10 protein-coding genes are annotated in these 18,836 nt (G+C 33.8%); all 10 read left to right on the top strand.

What is annotated here, in order from left to right:
• Nucleotides 1–105 precede the first annotated feature (105 nt).
• Genes FHK87_RS10575 through FHK87_RS10620 form a run of 10 tightly spaced genes read left to right on the top strand, consistent with a single transcriptional unit; the run spans nt 106 to nt 18,827 of the window.
• Nucleotides 106–1,431, top strand: a complete 1,326-nt coding sequence (locus tag FHK87_RS10575; RefSeq protein WP_226294183.1) for a TolC family protein — start codon at nt 106–108, stop codon at nt 1,429–1,431.
• A 1-nt stretch (nt 1,432) separates the two neighbouring features.
• Nucleotides 1,433–2,683, top strand: a complete 1,251-nt coding sequence (locus FHK87_RS10580; RefSeq protein ID WP_140592647.1) for an efflux RND transporter periplasmic adaptor subunit — start codon at nt 1,433–1,435, stop codon at nt 2,681–2,683.
• A 25-nt stretch (nt 2,684–2,708) separates the two neighbouring features.
• The gene (locus tag FHK87_RS10585) at nt 2,709–3,407 is read left to right on the top strand and encodes an ABC transporter ATP-binding protein (protein WP_140592648.1); all 699 of its coding nucleotides are present in this window, start codon (nt 2,709–2,711) and stop codon (nt 3,405–3,407) included.
• A 35-nt stretch (nt 3,408–3,442) separates the two neighbouring features.
• Nucleotides 3,443–4,195: a head GIN domain-containing protein gene (locus FHK87_RS10590; RefSeq protein WP_140592649.1), complete on the top strand. Its 753-nt coding sequence runs from the start codon at nt 3,443–3,445 to the stop codon at nt 4,193–4,195.
• A gap of 50 nt (nt 4,196–4,245) precedes the next feature.
• Nucleotides 4,246–6,621, top strand: coding sequence for an ABC transporter permease (locus tag FHK87_RS10595; RefSeq protein ID WP_140592650.1), 2,376 nt, complete (start codon nt 4,246–4,248; stop codon nt 6,619–6,621).
• 24 nt (nt 6,622–6,645) lie between these two features.
• The gene (locus FHK87_RS10600; RefSeq protein ID WP_140592651.1) at nt 6,646–9,075 is read left to right on the top strand and encodes an ABC transporter permease; all 2,430 of its coding nucleotides are present in this window, start codon (nt 6,646–6,648) and stop codon (nt 9,073–9,075) included.
• 30 nt (nt 9,076–9,105) lie between these two features.
• Nucleotides 9,106–11,499, top strand: a complete 2,394-nt coding sequence (locus FHK87_RS10605; protein ID WP_140592652.1) for an ABC transporter permease — start codon at nt 9,106–9,108, stop codon at nt 11,497–11,499.
• Nucleotides 11,500–11,529: 30 nt separating this feature from the next.
• Nucleotides 11,530–13,959 (top strand): ABC transporter permease, encoded by a 2,430-nt coding sequence (locus FHK87_RS10610; protein ID WP_140592653.1) that lies wholly within the window; start codon nt 11,530–11,532, stop codon nt 13,957–13,959.
• A gap of 23 nt (nt 13,960–13,982) precedes the next feature.
• Nucleotides 13,983–16,409, top strand: a complete 2,427-nt coding sequence (locus tag FHK87_RS10615; RefSeq protein ID WP_140592654.1) for an ABC transporter permease — start codon at nt 13,983–13,985, stop codon at nt 16,407–16,409.
• A gap of 36 nt (nt 16,410–16,445) precedes the next feature.
• Entirely contained in the window at nt 16,446–18,827 is a 2,382-nt protein-coding gene (locus tag FHK87_RS10620; protein ID WP_140592655.1) for an ABC transporter permease, read from the top strand.
• Nucleotides 18,828–18,836 lie beyond the last annotated feature (9 nt).

The raw sequence follows: 18,836 nt of genomic DNA on the forward strand, positions 1-18,836 counted from the left end.
CATTTATGTTTTTTGGCACGGCATTAGTTTATAGTCTGGCATCAAATTATTTTATCAATCATTAGCGAACAGATGAATCACAATAAAAACATAATAATTTTTCTCTTGATTTTAGTAGTCAATACAATACATGCTCAAAAATCATGGTCTCTAGATGACTGTATTGCTTATGCGATACATCATAATCTTGAGTTAAAGAATTTTACGTATAGTCAAGATGAGAATCAAGAAACGTATCGACAATCTGTAAGAAGTTTATTGCCAAGTATAGACGCAGATGCAGATTATGTAAAAAACTTTGGACGATCTCCAAACCCTAATACCAATGTCTTTGAAAACACCGAGTTTATTTCTAGTGACTATGGGTTGAATGCAGAGATTGATTTGTTTCAAGGATTTCAGAAAATGAACACGATAAAGGCGTCAAAGTTTTTATACAAAGCCTCGAACGAAGAAACACTTCATCAAAAATATATGTTGGCTTTCAGAGTAATGTCTGCTTTTTATGATATACAGTTTATGGAAGGGCTATTGGCAATTTCTAAAACACAAAAAGAGATTTCTCAAAACAATTACGATATGGTAAAAAGGCAAATAGAACTTGGTCAAATGGCAAAAGCAGACTTATACCAGGCAGAATCTGCATTGATTACAGACAAATTATCGGTAACTCAAAGTGAAAATAATGTTACAGGGGCAAAGCTTAGGTTAATGCAAGAAATGAATTTGACAGAAGAATCTTCGATTTCTATCGTAACGACTCCAACAAAACCAATAGAAGAAGTACATATTGAGATCAAGAATGAAGATTCTATCTATAATAAAGCAAAGGATTTTGTACCAATTCTAAAAGCTCAAGAACTTAGGGTAGAAGCGGCCAAAAAACAATTGGCAGCTGTAAAAGGAAACCTGTACCCTTCTTTAACGCTTTTTGGAAGAATCAGATCTAGATTTGTAGATAATGCTCTAATTGAAGGAACAGATGAAACAGTATCTTTTAGAACACAATTAAAGGACAACACAGGTCAGGTAGTAGGACTTTCACTCAGAGTACCTATTAGTAATGGTTGGTCAAATAGATCAAGGGTTAAGCAACAAAAAATAGCAAAAATGCGTGCAGAGAATACTTACGAGATTCAAAAACAAGAAATGTATCAACTTATACAACAACTTGTACAAGAAGGCAAAGCATTAAAAACAGAATATCAGCAAAGCTATCAAAGAATGGAAGCACAAGAACTAACGTTTGAAATTGCTCAAAAAAGATATGAAAAAGGATTAATCAACGCAATAGAATTAAATCAGTCAAAAAATCTTTTTGCAACATCACAAAATGAAAATTTGCAAGTGCAATTAAGATTAAAAGTAAACGAAAGTACATTAGATTTTTATCAAGGGTTACCAGTATTTAACATAGACAAAGCACAATAAGATGGATATTAAAATAGAAAAGAAAAAAGGAGTAAGACCTAAACATTTTGGGTATATCGTAATAGGTTTGGTAGTATTTTTTGTAGGGTGGAAAATGGTTTTTGGAAAATCAGCTTCTACATTTAGAACCGAAAAAGAAAAATTATCGATTGCAGAAGTATCTTTTGGAAAATTTGACGATTATATTACAATAAACGGTGCTGTCGCTCCAATAAGTACCATCTATATGGACGCTTATGAAGGAGGTAGAGTTACAGAAAAACTTATAGAAGAAGGAGCAACAGTAAAAAAGGGAGATATTATCCTTAAACTCGAAAACAGAGCGCTGTATGAGCAAATTTTAGCCAGCGAAAATAATCTGGCACTCAAACAAAATGACTTAAGGTCTACCAAACTTACATTCGATGCAAGACAAGTAGAAGGAAGAAAAGACCTTGTAAGTGCTAGATATGATTTGCAAAGACTTAAAAGAAATTATGAGCAAAACAAATCTCTGTATGAAGAAGAATTGATTTCTAAAGAAGATTATTTGGTTGCCAAAGAAAATTACGAACTTTCTCAAAAACAATTTGATATCATCAAAGTTCAGACAGAGCAAGATAGTGCTTTGCGTAACACCTCTTTGAGTGAGTTGGATACCGATCTTGCCAGAATGAAAAAAACATTGTCTATGGTATATGAGCGTATTGATCACCTAAATGTAAGAGCTCCAGCCGATGGACAATTAGGATTTTTGGATGCAGAAATAGGGCAGAATATACGACAAGGGCAACGCATAGGTCAGGTAAATGTACTTACAGATTATAAAATAGAAGCAGAAATCGACGAACATTATATCGATCGTGTAAAAAGAGATCTAACTGCAGTATTAGAACGTAATGGGAAAGAATATAAATTACGTCTTCGTAAAGTATATCCAGAAGTACGTAATGGTAAATTTAAAGTAGACTTAGTATTTCTTGACCAGAAACCAGAAACCATAAGAAGTGGACAAAGCTATAATATCAAGCTACAATTAGGACAATCTAATGATGCTTTATTATTACCTAGAGGAAGCTTTTTTCAAAGCACAGGAGGGCAGTGGATATTTGTCTTAGACGCTTCCGGAGAAACTGCTTGGAGAAGATCAATTAGGATTGGGAAACAAAATTCGAGATATTATGAACTATTAGAAGGGTTAGAAGCTGGAGAAAAAGTAATAACTTCAAATTATGATAGCTTCGGAGAAGCCGAGAGAATAGTTTTAAAATAAAATAATAAAAGAAAACAATCAAAAAATGATACAGATACAAAATTTGAAAAAGAGTTTTAGAACAGAAGAAGTAGAAACTCTTGCCTTAAATAGTGTAAACCTTAAAGTAGAAACAGGAGAATTTGTTGCTATCATGGGGCCTTCAGGATGTGGTAAATCTACTTTGTTGAATATTATTGGGATGCTTGATAACCCAACAGATGGTGCTTACTTTTTTAATGGAGAAGAAGTAGGCGGGCTTAAAGAAAACCAAAGAACCAAAATCAGAAAAGGAAATTTGGGATTTGTTTTTCAGAGTTTTAACCTTATTGATGAACTAACGGTTTATGAAAATGTAGAACTTCCTCTTATTTATCTTAATATGAAAAAGAGTGAACGTCAGCAAAAAGTAAAAGAAGTGTTAGAACGTATGAAGATAGCACATCGAGAAAAACATTTCCCACAACAATTATCAGGAGGTCAGCAACAAAGAGTAGCAATAGCAAGGGCAGTAGTAACCAATGCAAAACTAATCCTTGCTGATGAACCGACAGGTAATCTTGATTCTAAAAATGGTATAGAAGTAATGAACTTACTTACAGAACTTAATCAAGAAGGGACAACCATCATAATGGTAACACACTCAGATAGAGATTCGCATTATGCTCATAGAGTAATCAACTTATTCGATGGTCAAATCGTAACAGAAAGCCAAAACAAACCTTTTGAAGTTAATGCACAATAAAATAAACTCAATTCAATCATAAAACAATAGCAGTCATGACAAAAATATCTCTATATCTCGTTTCAATAATTATATCACTAATCACATATGTATCTGGTTTTTGCCAGTCAAAAACTATAGAAGTAAATGATTTTAATAAAGTGATTGTAAGCCCTCATATTCAGGTAACTTTCAAAGAAGGCGATAAAGAAGCTGTTACCATAGAAAGTGCACGCCTTCCTGAAGATAAAATCAATATCAAAGTAGTAGGAAAAACATTGAGAATATATCTTGATGGTGCTAAAATGGTTACTAAAAACGAAAAAATTAAAGAAAATGGATGGAAACGTAAACAATCAATATACAAAGGAACACAAGTTGTCGCAACAGTTACATATAAGAATCTTAAGGAACTTTCCGTACGAGGTGAAGAAATAATAGCTTGTGAAAGCAAGATTACACAACAGGATTTTAAATTAAAAATGTACGGAGAATGCAAAGTAACGCTTAACGCACTAGAGGTTAACATGTTCGATACAAATATGTATGGTGAGGGGTATCTGGAAATCAAAGAAGGCATGGCAAGCAAACAAAAATATACCGTGTATGGCGAGGGCGAAGTAAATACCCTTAATATGAGCAACGAAAACACAAAAATCACTGCCTATGGAGAAGGTAATTTTAGAATAAAAGTATCAGATCAGTTAAAAGTGACCGCTTTTGGAGAAGCTACTGTAGCGTATAATGGAAACCCATCAATAAGTAGAGGAATCGTAATTGGAGAAGCTACCATCCAAAAAATGGATTAATACTTTTTTATCGCAAACCCATATTCATCAAATCAAAAAAACGAACAGTTATGTTTAAAAATTATATCAAGATCGCATGGAGAAACCTATTGAAAAACAAAGTTTTTTCTATGATCAACATTTTTGGGTTGGCTATAGGTATTACGTGTGCAAGCCTTATCTTTCTTTGGGTTGAAGATGAATTAAATTTTAATAGCGTATTCGAAAAAGAAGATCAAGTATACTACGTGCCTACTAATCAAAGGTATGAAGGAGAATGGCGTACATTTTTTAGATCTACACCCGGACCTTTGGCAGAAGATATGAAAAATGAGATTCCTGGGATTATTAGATCAGTTAGAACAACTAAAAGTGAATTCTTATTTAAGGTAAACGAAAATTCTATAACCAAAACCGGGAGACATGCCGATCACGATATTTTTGAAATATTTGGACTATCTTTTATAGAAGGTAATGCACAAGAAGCATTTGCAAATCCAGAAGCCATAGTCTTAAGCAGAAAAACAGCAGATCAACTTTTTGGAGAAAACACAAAAGCCTTAGGTAAAGTCATTAAAGTTAATAACCTAGACAATTATGTAGTTACCGGGGTTATCGAAAACTTACCAGAAAATGTTACTTATACTTTTGATTGGATCGCTCCTTTTGAAAGGTATGCAATAGGAAAAGAATGGATGACAGAATACGGCAGTAATTTTGCAGACACCTTTGTAGAGCTTTCGCCAGAAGCAGATTTTGGAACAGTAGATGCCAAAGTACGCCAAATCATGCAAGAAAAAGATGAAGGAAATGATACCTATGCCTTCTTACATTCAATGAAAGATTGGCATTTACGAGATAATTTTGAAGGAGGCAAGCGTGTCGGAGGACGTATCCTGTATGTTCGTTTATTTTCGATCATAGCGTTTATTATCTTATTAATTGCCTGTATTAACTTCATGAACTTGGCTACTGCGCGAAGCGAAAAAAGAGCAAATGAGGTAGGCGTTCGTAAAGCATTAGGTTCTGGTAGGAAAAAAATAATAGTTCAGTTCATTTTTGAAGCTTTATTAATGACAACAATGGCAACAGGAGTGAGTATTATTTTCCTATTGATATTGCTGCCACATTTTAATATTCTAATCGAGAAAAATTTAACCTTAGGGATATTAGAACCTCTCCATATAGGGTTTTTATTTGTAATTACCATAGTCTGTGGTTTCCTTGCAGGGGTATATCCCGCTTTTTACCTGTCTTCATTTAAACCGCTAGAAGTACTAAAAGGGATAAAAGTAACACATGGTGGCGCATCTTTAATTCGAAAAGGATTGGTTATTGGTCAGTTTACGGTTTCGATTGTGTTTATTATCAGTACTATTTTAGTATATCAGCAAATCCAACATGTAAAAAGCCGAAGCCTAGGCTATGATAAAGAAAACCTGATCACAATGCGAGTTAAAGGAGATATGGTAAAAAACTTTACTGCAATCAAACACGATATGATCAATTCGGGGATGATTACCAATGTAGCATTAAATAGTTATGAAACTTTATCTGCTGGTAATAATGGGTCCGGAGTTCACTGGGATGGGATTGATCCAGAAAGTGATTTATTAGTCTCATACAGATACATAACCCCAGAGTTTTTATCAACGGCAGGAATGGAAATTATAAATGGTCGTGACTTTTATACAAACTCATTAGCCGACACTACCAAAGTAGTCATTACAAAATCTCTCGCTCAACTCATAGATCAAAATAATGTAGTTGGAAAAATGATTGGATCCAGAGGTAAGCAAAGAGAGATTATTGGGGTGATAAACGATTATGTATATGGTGATATGTATGGAACCAGTGATCCTGTAATTTTCTTTTTCGACCCTGAGCAAGAAAATAAGAGGTTCAGCTACAGAAATATGTATGTAAAATCAAAGTCCGGAGCAGATATTACTCAAGTACTCTTAACAATGAAAGATATTATGTATAGACATAATCCGGCTTTTCCTTTTGAGTATAGTTTTGTGGATGATTCTTTTCATTCAAAATTCAAAAGTGAAATGTTGGTAGGAAAACTATCCAGAGTCTTTGCCATACTTGCAATCATTTTATCCTGTCTCGGTTTATTTGGTTTAGCAGCATATACTGCCGAGCAGCGCAATAAAGAGATAGGAATACGAAAAGTATTAGGAGCGAGTGTATTTGGAGTAGTTCGATTACTGTCAAAAGAATTTATTCGACTGGTTTTTCTGGCAATTCTCATTGCAATACCTCTAGCATGGTTGATGATGCAATATTGGTTAGAAAACTTTGCGTATCGAATTGAGATAAATTGGACAATCTTTTTACTAGCCGGTGTAATTGCAATTGGTATTGCTTTGATTACCGTAAGTTTTCAAGCAATAAAAGCAGCAACATCAAATCCTGTAGATAGTTTACGCACAGAATAAATCATTATCAAAAAACAAATTGTTATGTTTAAAAATTATATCAAAATAGCGTGGAGAAGTCTTAAAAAATCACCGTTTTTTACTTTCTTAAATACTTTTGGACTTGCTGTTGGTATGGCAGGGGCATTAATTATGTCTTTGTATATCTACGATGAACTTAGCTTTGATACCATGTTTGCCGATGCTGATCGTATCTATAGAATAAATGCAGATATAAAATTTGGAGGAGAAGCCAATGAGTCAGCAGAAGTATCTGCACCGATGGCAGAAGCTCTCAAAAATGATTTTGGCCAAGTAGAAATGACGACCAGATTTAGAAATATTGGGAGTGTACTTATTAAAAAAAATAATACAAAAACCAATGTGAAAGAGCTTTCTGCTGCTTATGTCGATTCTACACTCTTTAAAATGTTCGGTATAGAGTTATTATATGGAGATGAAGCAACGGCTTTAACAAAACCCAATACACTGATTCTGACCAAAACAGCGGCAGAAAAACATTTTAAGATAGAAGAAGCTGTCGGACAAGTTGTTGTATTAGAAAATTCAAATGCATATACCGTTACTGGTATAATAGATGATTTACCTCAGAACTCTTTTCTTAGAGATCGAGGGGTTTTTATGGCGATGTCGGGATATGCAGATGCTCAAGAAAACGGATGGGTTAGCCATAACTATTTTACTTTCGTAAAGTTGATTGAAAATGCAGATATGAGTGCTTTTCAAGAACTTTTGCAATCAATGGTTGGTAAATATATAATACCATATGCACAAAGAATTTATCCTGGTATTACAGAAGAGCAATTTGTCGCTTCAGGAAACTATTTGCGATATACTACTATTCCATTAACAGATATCCACTTATATTCTGATAGATATACAGAGTTAAGCCCTAACAGTAGTATTCAAAATGTCTATATTTTGTCTTCTATAGGAATATTTTTAATCCTGTTGGCAAGTGTAAATTTTATGAATTTATCTACAGCCCATTCATTAAAAAGAGCAAAAGAAGTTGGCGTAAGAAAAACGCTGGGATCACGTAGATTAGACCTAGTTAGGCAATTTTTGATAGAATCTTCAATGATTTCATTTTTTTCTCTGGTATTAGCTTTACTAATAACAGTCATAGTATTACCATTTTTTAATGAGCTTTCAGGAAAAGCAATTGCTATACCATTTACAAACCCTGTTTTTTGGTTGTTATTGATGTTAATGACCATCATATTAGGGCTTTTTTCAGGAAGTTACCCCGCATTCTTTATGTCAAAGTTTATGCCTGTCAAAGTACTCAAAGGTACAGGGAGCGTAAAAGTAGGAGGAGGGCGTATAAGAAATGCTTTGGTGATTTTTCAATTTGCAATATCTGTGTTTTTGATTATGAGTACATTAGTTGTATTTCAACAACTGGATTTTATACAAAATAAAGATATTGGGTATGCCAAAGATCAAGTTTTAATTATTGAAGACATATATGCTGCAGGCAATCATGTAGAGTCCTTTAAGAAAGAAGTAATGCAACTTGGACAAGTAGAAAACGCATCTGTAAGTGGTTATCTACCAACACCTTCTTATCGTAATGGTTCTACTTTTTTTAAAGATGGATCATCAGATCAAGAGGATGCAATCAGCATGCAAAAGTGGAAAGTAGATCATGAATATCTATCTACTTTAAATCTAGAATTGATTGCCGGGCGTGATTTTAATCGAGATTTTAGTGGGGATTCTACGGCAATGCTTTTAAATGAGTCTGCCATCAAAATTCTAGGGCTGAAACCCGAAGAAGCTATAGGAACTAGGATACAAGATTTGGATCAAGAAGACGAGAAACTTTTCACCGTAATAGGAGTAATTAAGAATTTTCATTTTGAATCACTGAGAAGTGATATCAATGCATTGAGCCTCTCTCTCGGAAAATCTAACGGTTATATGGCTGTAAAGCTAAACTCAGGTAATTTTTCGAATACTATAGCAGATATAGAAAAAATTTGGGATAAGATTGCACCGGGGCAACCATTTAATTATCGTTTTATGGAAGACTCTTTTAATACTACATACAAAGCTGAGCAACGTTTGAGTCGAGTATTTATAGTATTCACAATATTATCTCTTCTCATCGCATGTCTTGGGTTATTTGGCTTGGCAACTTTTAATGCAGAAAAAAGAACCAAAGAGATTGGAGTAAGAAAAGTAATGGGAGCCAATGTTTTTCAAATTACGTATAGGCTTACTGTAGATTTTCTTAAACTAGTTGGGATTGCAATCATTTTTTCTCTGCCACTGGGATGGTATGCTATGACAAAATGGTTAGAGGATTTTGCATATCGAATAGAAATTGGTGTCGAAGTACTCATCATCGCAGCATTATTGGCAATTATCATTTCTATCATTACAGTGAGTTATCAAAGTATAAAAGCTGCAATTGTAAATCCGGTAAAAAGTCTTAGAACAGAATAAAATAAGATTCATCATCAAAATCGAACAAAAATGTTTAGAAATTATATCAAAATAGCTTGGAGAAACCTGATAAAAAGTAAGGTGTATTCTGGTATTAATATTATGGGCCTTGCCATAGGCCTTACTGCCGGATTTTTGATTTTATTGTATGTAAACTTTGAGCTTAGCTACGATAAGTTTCATGCCAAAGGCGATCGGATTTATAGAGTCGTATCAGACTTAAAAACTCCTGATGGAGTAATGAAGACTGATGTACCATCTTGTGCAGTTTCACCTCATTTACAAGAAGAATTTCCAGAAGTAATCTCGGCAGTGCGTCTTATGTATTTAAATCTGGCGGTACGAAAAGATGATATCAAATTTATAGAAAATGATGCCGCAGCTGCAGATGAAGCTTTTTTTGAAATGTTCGATTTCACATTACTACAAGGAGACAAAAAAGATGTTTTAAGAAAACCTTTCAGCGTAGTATTAACAAAAACTACAGCCAAAAAATATTTTGGAGATCAGCAAGCAATAGGACAAACACTGAAAATTAAAGATGAAGATATTAATGATTTAAGCTTTACAGTTACAGGGATTATGGATGATATTCCTGAAAATTCTCAAATTAAAGCTAACATGGTTATCTCTATGACTACCTATAGTCAAAGTATACTTCCAACAATCGATGATGCTTGGGGAACGTATGATCCTTATACTTATATTCTATTACACCCCAATACAAACCCAAATGCTTTAGAAGAAAAATTTCCTGAATTTTTAGAACGTAATACAGGAGAAATGATGAAAAGAGATCAGTTGTATGTTTCTTTATATCTAGAGCCTTTTCAAGAAGTGTATTTACATTCGGCTCGAAGTATGGGCGATGCTGATGGTGACATCAATTCAGTGTACGTTTTTTCTGTAGTCGCTATTTTTATATTACTTATCGCTTGTATTAATTTTATTAATTTGACAACAGCACGTTCTGTAGAGAGAGCAAAAGAAGTAGGTGTTCGAAAAGTAATTGGTGCAGAAAAACCTCAATTAGCGATCCAGTTTGTAGGAGAATCCATTATTATCTGTCTCATAGCATTTATGATTACGATCATGCTTACGGCTTTAATATTGCCAACGTTTAATACACTAGCGGGAAAAGTAATTAGTCAAGGTATTTTTTCTAATCCTATCCATATTTTTTATCTCTTTTTAATAACAATCACTATTGGTGTTTTGGCAGGAATTTATCCTGCATTTGTGATATCATCATTTAAACCTGTTCATGTTTTAAAAGGAAGTTTTTCTACAGGAACTAAAGGGATAATACTGAGGAAAGTATTAGTTATCACTCAATTTACAATTTCTATTGCACTTATTTTGGGAACTATTATTATCTATACACAGATGGATTTTATGCGTAGTCAAGAATTAGGTTTTGATAAAGAGCATACGATTGTATTAAATACCAGAGTTTCTCCTTCTCAAAAAGAATTAAAAGACAAACTAAATGATTTGCCAAATGTGCTATCGACCAGTCTTGCTTCTAGTGTGCCGGGAACAAATAATGCCATAGCATATTCTACTCTCGAAAATAGTAATAATGAAGATCAGGCAGTAAGCATCAGTGCCTATTTTGTAGACTATGATTTTATTTCTCAATTTGGATTAAAGATACTTGCAGGTAGAGGTTTTTCAAGAACGTTTGCAACAGACTCTACACAAGCAATGATTGTAAACGAAAAAGCAACACAATTATTAGGTTTTACTTCTCCCGAAAAAGCGATAGGAGCTCATTTTTCACAATGGGGAAAAGAAGGTAAGATTATAGGTGTTTTACAGGATTTTCATTTTAAAACTTTAGAAGAAAACATCGTTCCCTTGACGATGACTATGAAACGAGATCAAATGGATCTAATTGCTGTAAAAGTGAAAGGTCAAAATATAAAAGAAACTTTAGCATCAGTCCAGGAACTTTGGGAAACGGTAGTACCAAATGAGGCTTTTGATTTCTATTTCTTAGACGAGTCTTTTGATAAACAATATCGTACTCAAGAACGTTTTGGGAGCTTGTTCTTTAATTTTGCCATTCTCGCTATTCTAATTTCTTGCCTTGGATTATTTGGTCTTGCTGCTTACAGTATACTTCAGCGTAGACGCGAAATAGGAGTACGTAAAGTATTAGGAGCTTCGGTAGGTGAGGTCGTAAAATTATTATCAAAAGATTTTTTGAAATTAGTAATTGTAGCATTTGCTATCGCTTCGCCAATAGCATGGTTTCTTATGGATTATTGGTTAGCCGAATTTGCCTACAGGATATCGGTACAGTGGTGGATGTTTGTATTAGCAGGATCATGCGCTTTTATAATCGCTTTATTAACGATCAGTTTTCATGCAATTAAAGCATCTCTAACTAACCCTATTATAAGCCTTAGAACAGAATAAAATAAGATTCATCATCAAAATCGAACAAAAATGTTTAGAAATTATATCAAAATAGCTTGGAGAAGTCTTCTAAAGAATAGACTTCAGACATTAATTAACTTATTAGGGTTAACAATAGGTACAGTTTGTTGTTTGAGTATTCTTGTTTATGTCTTTGCACAGTTTGGATATGATAAACATCATGATGACTCTGAATCCTTGTATAAGGTTCGAACTTTTATCAAAGGTACAGGCAATGCCGGTAGCGATGCAAATGTGGCAACAAGTTCACCTCCTATTGCTTTTGCAATGAAAGAAGATTTTCCCGAGGTGCTTGAGGCATGTCGTGTTGTTTATTTTGGAGAAGGAAATGACGCATTATTAAGAGATAAAAATAGTACAAACAGCTATTACGAATCTAAAGGATATCTTGCAGATCCAACTTTTTTTGAAGTATTTAAATATTCTTTTACTCAAGGGGATGCAAAAAAAGCATTAGAAGAACCGAACACTATCGTTTTATCTTCTACACTGGCTCAAAAATTATTTGGAGCCGAAAAAGCATTGGGCAAAACACTTGTTCTTGGTAGTGGCGAGGATAAATTTGATGTGACTGTAACAGGTGTTTTTCAGGAACGAACGTACAAATCACATATTAACCCTAACTATATTTTAAGTATGAACTCGCCGGGAGTAGGCGAATTCGTAAAAAATGTAACTAATTTTGCAACTCAAAATTTTGCCCATACTTATATAAGAGTACTTCCCGGGACTGATTATAAAAAACTAGAACAAAAATTACCAGAATTTCTACAGAAAAGAGGAGGACAGAACCTTGCCGCGGTTGGGTTTGATAAAAGCTTGTTTCTGCAAAAGGTCGGAGATATTCATTTATACTCCAAAGGGATTGAAAATCAATTAGAAGAAGTCTCTAACATACAATACTTGTATCTATTACTTATTCTAGCTTTGGTTATTCAAATAGCAGCATGTATTAATTTTATAAACCTTAGTACTGCTCGCGCCAATAAAAGAGCTAAAGAAATTGGAGTTAGAAAAGTTGTTGGAGCCAATAAAGCTTCACTCATACGTCAATTTCTAGGAGAATCGGTATTATTATCGATCATTTCTCTCATAATAAGCATACCCATTACAGTTTTGGTACTACCATTTGTAAATATCCTGACCAAAGGTGATGCGATATATGCCGATATATTTCATCTTAACATTTTACTACCAATGTTTTTACTAAGTGTAATTAGTGGCCTTCTTGCAGGGATTTATCCTGCCTTGATTCTATCTTCAGTTAGACCAGCGCATGTTTTAAAAGGGATTATGAATGTGTCTTCAGGAAGCGGAAATTTTCGTAAAGGATTAGTAGTGTTTCAATTTGTGATTTCTATTGTATTGATCGTTGCAGTCATTATAATAAATAAACAGATAGAGTATACAAAGAATAAAGATCTGGGATTCAAAAAAGAAAATCTTATTGCAATTCGACTCGGAACTGACGAAGCCATCAAAAAGTTTGACGCACTTAGATCACAAATCTCTGGTATTTCTGGGATAACGTCTTTGGCAGGGAGTAATCAATACCCTTCAGAAAATATTTTAGGAGATTTAGGACTACATCTTCCTGGCGAAGATCCTACAAAGCAAAAAATCGTTGTCTACAACGGGATAAGTGATAACTATTTTAAAACGGTAGGCACAAAATTGGCGATTGGGAGAGATTTACGTGTAGGTGATAGCACTCAAGTTATTGTAAATAAAGCTACGCTCAAGGCCTTTAATATAGACCTAAAAAATGCGTTGGCCTCAAGGTTGATACAGACATATGAGGACCGAACGTATACATATGAAATAGTAGGTGTAGTAGAAGATTATCATTTTTCTTCTCTAAAAGAAGTGATAGCTCCCATCATACTATTCAACGAAAATGAACCAGATTGGTTACTTGTCAAAACTAATACTACGGACTTTGCATCGTTACTATCCAACCTAAAACAAGCTTGGACATCTGTCAACTCACATATTCCTTTTGTGTACACTTTTGTAGATAAAGAAGTTGAAAAACTATATGCAGAAGAACAGAGATTGAGCCAGATTTCAATTGTTTTTACCGGGCTGGCGATCTTAATAAGTTGTTTAGGATTATTTGGGTTGATCTCTTTTATGGCAGAACAAAGAAAAAAAGAAATCGGGATTAGAAAAGTATTGGGAGCTAGTGTAGCCACGATCATAAATATGTTTGCCAAAGATTTTATAAAACTGGTAATCATTGCATTGGTAATAGCAACTCCTATAGCCTATTATTATTTAGAAAACTGGTTAGAGGGATTTGCATATAGAACATCTATTAATTGGTGGGTTTTTATTTTGGCAGGAGGAGTAACTATTGTGATCACCTTTGTGACCATATTTGTTCAAACATTTAGGGCTGCTACTATTAATCCAACCAAAAATTTACGAGCCGAATAAATCATCATCAAAAACAAATCGTTATGTTTAAAAATTATCTAAAGATAGCCTGGCGAAATATTGCTAAAGACAAATTTTTTGCGTTCATAAAAATTGCAGGATTTGCCTTAGGAATTGCAGCGTGCATACTTATCAGTCTTTATATCAAAGACGAATTGAGTTATGATAAACATTATGAAAACAAAGATCGAATTTTTCGAGTATACAGCTCATTGCATGTCGATGGTAAGCTTGAGCAATGGTCGGATTACCCTGCACCCTTTGCAACAGCACTCATGAGTGATTTTCCTGAAATAGAAAAAGCAGGTCGATATCTAAATAGTGAGCTTTTTGGTACAGGTAGCAAAGAATTAAGAGTAGAAGGTCAAACACAAAATGTTTTTGAGAGCGGTTTTATCTACGCAGATCAAGAGTTATTAGAAATTTTTGAGATTCCATTTAGTAAAGGAAAAAAAGAAGAAGCCTTAACATCACCCGGTACTATTGTGATTTCTGAAGAAAAAGCGAATACATACTTTCCCAATGGAGACGCTATAGGACAAACGCTAATTCTAGGAAATGATACCAAAAAACCATATAAAATTACAGGCGTTATGAAAAAAACAAATCAAAAGTCACATTTTGATTTTGATTTTTTAATGACTACGAAAGGACGCGATTTTTATCCGGGAGAAGATACAAATTGGAGGGCTCAAAATTATTACACCTATATCAAATTAAATGAGCAAGCAGATCCAAAAGAAGTAGAAATAAAATTACAAGATATCATCAAAAAATACTTTATCCCCGATGCAAAAAATAGAGGAGATCAAAGTATGATACCATACTTGAAAGAAATTAAATTTCATCTTCAACCGGTACCTAATATCCATCTATATTCTAATGATATTCAAGATAGAATGCAACATGGCGATATTAGATTTGTTTGGTTGTTTGCAGCAATAGCTGGTTTTATTTTGTTTTTGGCTTGTATTAATTTTATAAATCTTTCTACAGCAAAATCAGCAAATCGGGCTAAGGAGGTAGGACTTCGTAAAACTATAGGAGCATTCAAAACCAGTTTGATCTATCAATTTTTGATAGAATCTACTGTGTTTAGCCTTATTTCTTTTGGGTTGGGCATTTTACTCGCTACAGTGTTATTACCTACCTTTAATACAATAGCTTCAAAAGATTTATCTATACCATGGACAGATTGGTGGTTCATCCCTACATTACTTACTTCTTCTTTGATTATAGGAGTAATATCAGGATTATATCCGGCATTTTACTTATCAGCATTTAGACCCTCCAGCGTTTTGAAAGGGCAATTAAGTATTGGAAGCAAAAGTAAAAAATTACGTAGCGGACTTGTTATTTTTCAATTTACAACTTCAATAGTGTTGATTATTAGCACCTTAATAATATACCAACAAATGGATTTTATCTTAACTAAAAAATTAGGGTACAACAAAGAGCAAGTAATCATTATAAAAGGAACAGCTTCTCTAGAAAATCAAACAGAAGCGTTCAAAGAATCTTTAGAAAATATTTCTGATATACAAAGTGTCTCTATAAGCGATTATTTACCGGTTCATGGCAGTAAACGTAATATGAATTCTTTTTGGAGAAAAGGAAAATTTAGACAAGAAAGAGCAGTTGGCGGGCAAATATGGAGAGTTGATAAAGGATATGTAGAAACACTAGGCCTTACTATTAAAGAAGGAAGAAATTTTTCTGAAAGAATGGCTACAGATTCTGCCGAAGCAGCTATCATTAATGAAAAAATGGCTAAAGAATTGGGATTTGCGAAACCTGTAGGGGAGTATTTAACTAATGGAGAATTGAAAAAGATTATCGCAGTAGTAGAGGATTTTCATTTTGATGACCTAAAAAAAGATATACAACCTTTGGTACTTACTATGGGTAATAGCCCCGGTATGATCACAGCTAGATTACAAACCAATGATTTTGAGAAATCAGTAGGCAAAATACAAAGCATTTGGGATATGTTTATACCCAATCAATCATTTCGATATACCTTTTTAGATCAGGATTTTGCAAAAATGCATGCCGAGGTAAATAGAACAGGAAAGATCTTTAACAGTTTTGCGGTCTTTGCGATTTTTGTTGCTTGTTTAGGATTATTTGCATTATCAGCTTTTATGGTCGAGCAACGTAAGAAAGAAATCAGTATCCGTCTGGTGTTAGGTGCTCCTTTTAAAAGTATTTACAAATTACTTACTCTCGATTTTATGCGATTAATAGTTATTGCAGTCTTAATCGCTATACCCATTGGTTGGTTTATGATGAACAGATGGCTAGAAGATTTTGCTTATAGAACCCAAATCAGCTGGGAAGTTTTTTTACTATCAGGTTTTATAGCTTTTGTAGTCGCATTATTCACTATTAGTTATCAGTCTATAAAGGCAGCTATTATAAAACCATTAAATAGTCTGAAAACAGAATAAAATTCATCAACATCATCATCAAAAAACGTGAGTCTTATGTTTAAAAATTATATCAAAATAGCTTGGCGAAATCTGCAAAAACGAAAAGCCTTTACTTTTATCAATATCCTTGGGTTAGCCCTTGGTTTTGGATGTGTAATATTGATTTTTCTATTCATAACACACCATCTTCAATTCGACAATTTTCATGAAAATTCTGATCGTATTTATAGAATTGTAACTGAAGAGCGCAGTGACGAGATAGAGTATGAAGCCGCAGTGCCTCCGGGATTTGCTAATGCGTTTCGTAATGATTTTGGATATGCCGAAAAGGTAGTGAGCGCTTATTTCAGAGATAGACAGCAGGTAAATGGGATCGAGAATAATAGTGCAAAACAATTCAAAAATGATATTGTTTTTGTTGATCTGGAGTTTTTTGAGGTTTTTAATTTTCCTACAGTTCAGAAGCTGAGTAATCGAAGCCTGATCGAACCTAATACTGCTTTTGTAACCGAAAGTTTTACAAAAAGAATGTTTGGAGAAGAAAATGCTTTAGGTCAAAGTTTTGTTTTAGAAAACTTAGAAACAATTCAGATCATAGGAGTACTCAAGGACTTGCCAAATAATTCTACGATTCAGGGAGATGCTTTTATTTCATTTAAAACATTAAAAGCATATGATGAGTTTATTACTAGTCAGTCTTGGGGAGGTATTGATAGTGACCTAAAGTGTTTTGCTATTTTACATCCAAATCAAGATATTGCTCAAATCGAAACTTCTTTGGTTCCTTTGGTTGCAAAGCATAGGCCAAAAAGCAAAAATATACATCGATATAAACTTCAGGAGTTTAATACTGTTCATCTCAATAGTGATTATGGAGGTATTAATACAAATCTATTGTGGATTTTTGGTTTGATAGGTATATTTTTAATCACTATTGCATGTATTAATTTTATTAATATTTCTACAGCGCAAGCTTTTTATCGCTCTAAAGAAATAGGGGTAAGAAAAGTGTTAGGAGGTCAAAAAAGACATTTTTTCTGGCAATTTATTTCAGAGACATTTATTATTAGTCTTTTTGCATTACTGATTGGTGGAGTTGTCGCTTTTTTAGCTTTACCAAAGTTTAATGAATTATTCAATTTAACGCTTACATTTCAAAAGGCATTTACTCTAGAATTTGTAGTCTTCATCTTACTCCTTCTTACAGGGGTTTCTTTCCTTGCAGGAAGTTATCCTGGAGTTTTATTGGCAAAAGTTCTACCCACTCTGGCCCTAAAAGGAAAGCTAACTCAACGTGATACAGGAGGGCAGTTTACTAGAAAGATATTGGTAACTACACAATTTGTAGTTTCAGTCATATTAATTGCATCAACGATTATAATAAGTAAGCAAATCAATTATGCTGTAAATACAGATTTGGGTTTTGATAAAGATGCTATTGTAATGTTGGACATTCCTCGTGATGCAGAGGGTGCTAAAGTAAAAGGGTTAAGAGATCGTTTTATACAGCTTGCCGGAGTCAAAAATGCATCTGCTTGTCTCGCAAGTCCGGGAGGTTCTTATAGTAATTGGTCCACAAGGATAAAATATGACCATCGTCCGGAGAGCGAAGAGTTTTCTATCTCAGCAAAGTTGGCAGACGAAAATTATGTAGATGCTTTTGACCTAAAATTGGTTGCAGGTCGACAATTTATTGTATCTGATTCTATTACCGAAGTAATGGTTAATGAAAAACTAGCTGAAAAACTTGGTCTTGCTTCTTCAGAAGAGTTGATTGGTAAATATGTTGAATTAAATGGAGGAAGAATTAAAGCCAAAATTTCTGGAGTAGTTGCAAACTTTCATGATCAGGATTTTCAATCAGATATATCACCCGTATTTATATCACCGAACAAAAAATATTATGAATATGGTGTAAAAATAAACACACAAGATATAAGTGCAACTCTAGAAAGTATAGAAAAGTTATGGAAAGAAACGTTTCCCAAATACATCTATAGCTTTGATTTTTTAGATCAACGTGTAGCCCAACAATATGAAGAAGAAAAACGCTTTTTGTCTTTGTCAAAATTGTTTTCGGGGCTTGCTATATTTATTAGTTGTTTAGGGCTTTATGGGTTAATCTCATTTTTTGTAGCACAAAAAACCAAAGAGATAGGAGTTCGAAAGGTATTAGGAGGAAGTGTTTCGGATATTTTAATACTGTTTACACGAGATTTTCTCAAACTCATTTTTATTGCAGGTCTCATTGCATCTCCAATAGCTTGGTATTTGATGAACAATTGGCTACAAAATTATCGATATCGAATCGCAATTGATTGGTCAGTATTTGCCATTGCTATTATAGGAGTACTGATCATTATGTTAGTAACGATAAGCTATCAAGTTGTACGTGCAGCGATTGAAAACCCAGTAAATAGCTTGAAAGCAGAATAATGAAGATTA

This window comes from Aquimarina algicola (assembly GCF_006443095.1).
GTDB classification, from domain to species: Bacteria; Bacteroidota; Bacteroidia; order Flavobacteriales; family Flavobacteriaceae; genus Aquimarina; species Aquimarina algicola.

Excerpts from the sequence above, each read along its gene's own strand:
- FHK87_RS10580 (WP_140592647.1), top strand. The coding sequence starts at position 1,433 with ATGGATATTAAAATAGAAAAGAAAAAAGGAGTAAGACCTAAACATTTT.
- FHK87_RS10585 (WP_140592648.1), top strand. The coding sequence starts at position 2,709 with ATGATACAGATACAAAATTTGAAAAAGAGTTTTAGAACAGAAGAAGTA.
- FHK87_RS10590 (WP_140592649.1), top strand. The coding sequence starts at position 3,443 with ATGACAAAAATATCTCTATATCTCGTTTCAATAATTATATCACTAATC.
- FHK87_RS10595 (WP_140592650.1), top strand. The coding sequence starts at position 4,246 with ATGTTTAAAAATTATATCAAGATCGCATGGAGAAACCTATTGAAAAAC.
- FHK87_RS10600 (WP_140592651.1), top strand. The coding sequence starts at position 6,646 with ATGTTTAAAAATTATATCAAAATAGCGTGGAGAAGTCTTAAAAAATCA.
- FHK87_RS10605 (WP_140592652.1), top strand. The coding sequence starts at position 9,106 with ATGTTTAGAAATTATATCAAAATAGCTTGGAGAAACCTGATAAAAAGT.
- FHK87_RS10610 (WP_140592653.1), top strand. The coding sequence starts at position 11,530 with ATGTTTAGAAATTATATCAAAATAGCTTGGAGAAGTCTTCTAAAGAAT.
- FHK87_RS10615 (WP_140592654.1), top strand. The coding sequence starts at position 13,983 with ATGTTTAAAAATTATCTAAAGATAGCCTGGCGAAATATTGCTAAAGAC.
- FHK87_RS10620 (WP_140592655.1), top strand. The coding sequence starts at position 16,446 with ATGTTTAAAAATTATATCAAAATAGCTTGGCGAAATCTGCAAAAACGA.